The organism is Accumulibacter sp. (assembly GCF_031732815.1).
GTDB lineage: Bacteria > Pseudomonadota > Gammaproteobacteria > Burkholderiales > Rhodocyclaceae > Accumulibacter.
The window spans coordinates 1-3,552 of the sequence record NZ_JAVMKF010000212.1 but is presented as its reverse complement, the minus strand read 5'-3'; the positions used below and the strand labels follow the sequence as shown (position 1 = coordinate 3,552).

Here is a 3,552-nt window from a genome sequence, read left to right as displayed (position 1 = left end):
GCCAGGGCAGCGTCAATAGCGCGCAGGCGTGATGCAGACCGTCGCCGTCCATCGCCGGCGCCGCCGCCGGCGGGGCGCAGAAATGGAACTGCGTGCGATAGAAGGCGCTGTCTTTCCAGCGGCTGTCGGCCAGCGTGCAGTGGCGGAAGATCGCCGCGGTCAGTGCGGCGCCCGAGAAATCGGCCCCGTCGAGACGGCAGCCGATGAACAGCGCGTGCGCTAGCCGCGCCTGCGACAGATCGGCGCCGGCCAGCCGCACGCCGTCGAAACGCGTTTCGCGCAGGTCGGCGCCGCGCAGATCGGCCGGCCCGAGGTCGAGCGCGGGCAGCGGCGCGCCACCCGCCGCTCCTTTGTCCTCTCCTTGGTCCACCCCCGCGCCGACCTCGCCGAAAACCCAGCCGCGCAGCACGGCGCCGCCGAGACGGATGCCGTGCACGATCGGCAGCGGCCAGCCTCTTGCCCGCGCGCGCAGCGCGTAGGCGAGCAGCAGTTCGCTGACCCGCGGCCGGTATTCGCGCCGCCAGCCCTGCAGCGTGGCGAGCAGCGCCGGATCGGCGGCTTCAGCCAGGATCTGGCCGAGGAAGTCGAGCGTTTCGCGGCTCGGCAGCGGCATCGCCCAGGCGGCCGGGTCCTTGTCGCGCACAGCGGCGCACAGGCGGTCGGCGAGAAAGAATTCCTGCAGCGAGCTGTGCGCGAAGCGGAAAGCGCTGCCCGCCGGCTCGTCGATCCGCGCCAGGAAAGTCGCCGTGCGCAAATCCTCTTCCAGTTGCTCGCGGTGCAGGTGCTGGTAGCGCGCGCGCAGCCGCGGCTGCTCGGTGAGCCAGGTGTGGAACCACTCTTCGAGTTCGCTCGCCGGCAGCGTGCGCTGGCCGCTCAGCCAGAGGTGCGCGGCGAGATGCGCCGCCAGTTGCATCTTGTGCTCGGGCAGGATGTGGTGCTTGCCGGAGTCGCGTTCGAGCCAGCGCCGCGCCAGCCGGCGATAGAGCGTCACGCCGTGCACCGGCCGGCCAGCGACGCGCACGCGCTCGATGTCGGGCAGAAATTCGCCGACCAGATGCAGCGTGTAGGGGCGCTGCGTCAGTTCTTCGAGGTTGTGCACCGAACGCACGGTGTCGAGCAGCCGCGCGACGTCCATTTCGGGCAGCGCGCTGGCCAGGTAGCGCAGCACCTGTTCCTCGGTCAAGGGCAGCAGGACCAGCGCGCGGTAGCGTTCGGCGCCGTATTCGCCGCGCTCCTGGCCGGTGAAGTGGTTCTGCTGCTCGCGCAGGCTGCGGAAATACTGTGTGCGGCAGGAAATCAGCAGTTTGAGCGGCGGTCCGTCGGGTCGGCGCGCCTGGGCATCGGCGAGCAGCTTGAGCAGGTTGTTGGTGAATACCTGGCCATCGGCGGCGCGCAGCTTGACCAGCACCTCGTCGAGGCCGTCGATGACCAGCACCGCGCCGTGGGCGATCCAGTCGTGGAGGCTTTTGAGGCTGAAGTCGGGCTGGCCGCCGTCGTCGCGCCAGCCGCGCCGCATGCATTCCTCCAGCGTTTCGCGCAGATCGGGAACGCGCTTGTCGAGGCCGGTGACGTGGCGCAGGTCGAAATAGAGCGGAATCGGCCGTGTCGGGTCGTCGCGGCGCGACGCTTCGAGTTGGCGCACCAGTTGCTGGCAGGTGATCGTCTTGCCCATGCCGTATTCGCCGAGCAGCGCGAACAGCGGCGGCGCGTCGGGCTGCTCGACCCAGGCGCGCAGATAGGGCAGGACTTCGACGCCGTGCGCCGGATCGGCGGCCAGTTCCTCCTCGCGTTCCTTGCGCAGGCTGGCTGGCGCGCCGCGCGCATCGGCAAAGCGACGCCCCTCCGGAATCTGGTCCAGATCGTCGAGGCCCATCAGCCCGCTGCCCGGCAGCCGCGGCGGGCGACGGTCGGTACGCCCACCGCCCGGTGGCGTGCCATCGTAGAGCGGACCGAGATCGAGCGCCGCCTTGACCACCAGCGCCGCATGGTCGGCGGCGAGCGCCTGATCGCGATCCTTGCTCGGGCTATGCTTGCTGCCGTCGGCCCAGTCGCAGATGCCTTTGACGATCAGCCAGTCGACCCGGTGGCGGAAAGCGGCGAAATGAATGCCGACCGCTTCCATCTCGCCGCCGATCGCCTCCGCCTCGTGCTTCTGCAAGCCTTGCCGATAATCGACGTTGTCGACCAGCTTGTTGCCGCTGAGCAGCGTGCCGAAACGAACTTCCGGCCAATACAGGCAGGCGCTCTCGGTCGCCCGGCGGCACTGGTCGAGATGCAGAAAACGCTGATAGAGCGCCACCGACGCCGGTGGCTTGTCCGAACGCAGCGTGAAGCCGCCGTCGGCGTTGACCCGCCCCAGTTCGTAAGCGCGAATGTTCTCCGAGATCAGAACGTCGCCGATCTCCTGTTTGAGCGGATTGACGCCGAAAGCGATGCCGACGGCGATGATCGCCTGCGGCTGCCACGCGCCAACGGCGTCGTTCGCCGCATTCTGCGCTTCACCCTCGCCCTGCTTGCTGACCCGATGCACGACGCGCATGCCGCCGTGCTCGCCAAGCAGGTTGTAAGTGATGCCCTCGCGCGTTTCGCTGCGCGGGCTGGCGCCCGGCGAGAAATGCTTCAGGATGGCGGCGGTTTCGTGCGCGTTGAAGGTGAGCAGAACGACCACCGGCGGGTCGAGTGGCATTCCCCGCTGGTCGGACAGCAACTGCCCCGGCGGCACCGCGTTGAGTTCGCCGGTATGCGCCGGCGCCGGCGCCTCGACACTGCCCTCGAACCACAACCAGCGCCCCTGCGCGCCCAGCTTCTTGTCGGCGGTGATCCTGATGGCGAGCGGAATCCGCTGCTTTTCCGCCGCCGCGTTGACCTCCGACTGCAGCCGGTTCAACTGCGCGTTGGCGCTGCCCACCGCCTTGGCCGCCGGGAAAAGCGCCTGATGAACGTCGGCGACGCGCGCCCGCCCCTCGTCGTCAAGACAGCCGACGAGTTCGTGCAGCAGTCGCCGATAGCCCGCCGTCAGGTGCGGATTGAGTCGTTCCAGGCTGTTACGGACGAAGTACGGGCTGAGCTGGGTCATGCGAGCGGTCTCCGCGCAAGGCTGAGTGGCCCAGTCTAAAGGCGTCCCGGCGAGGCGTCAAGCGCGAATGTTTGTTCTGTTTGATTTACGCTTGAATTGTTGCTTGCGGGCGCTTCTCTTGCGATGAGGAAGGCATCCCCGGCCTTGAGCCGGGCCCGGAAAGCGCGACTCGCACGAGCGGCGAACGAAGGCACGGTTGGCTGCCCGCCACGTTCCCGGCGCATCGGCAGGCGGTGGGGTCGGTGATACGCCGTAGCGTGAGTCAGAAAGGATCGCTGCCCGCCGGCAGCGCATGGTCAGCCGTCGCCGCGCCGTTCGCCGCCGGCGGGGTTTGATGCGACGAATGCGACGGCTGTTCCCGCCTCGTTGCGGCGCCGTTCTGAACGTCCGCGCCCGGCCTGGCGATTCGCCTGGTTTCGCCTGCCATGCCAAGGCACGCCTGGATCGTACAGCACCTTGCGCACCGCCGGAGTCAG

The 3,552-nt window shown here is 68.8% G+C and carries 2 protein-coding genes; both read right to left on the bottom strand.

The window, feature by feature from the left end; translation table 11 throughout:
- On the bottom strand, positions 1–3,076 hold a 3,076-nt coding region (locus RKP46_RS13520; RefSeq protein ID WP_311107121.1), incomplete at its 3' end, for a pentapeptide repeat-containing protein.
- Positions 3,077–3,372: 296 nt separating this feature from the next.
- Positions 3,373–3,552, bottom strand: a 180-nt coding sequence (locus tag RKP46_RS13515) for a hypothetical protein (RefSeq protein ID WP_311107120.1), incomplete at its 5' end; no start/stop codon positions are given.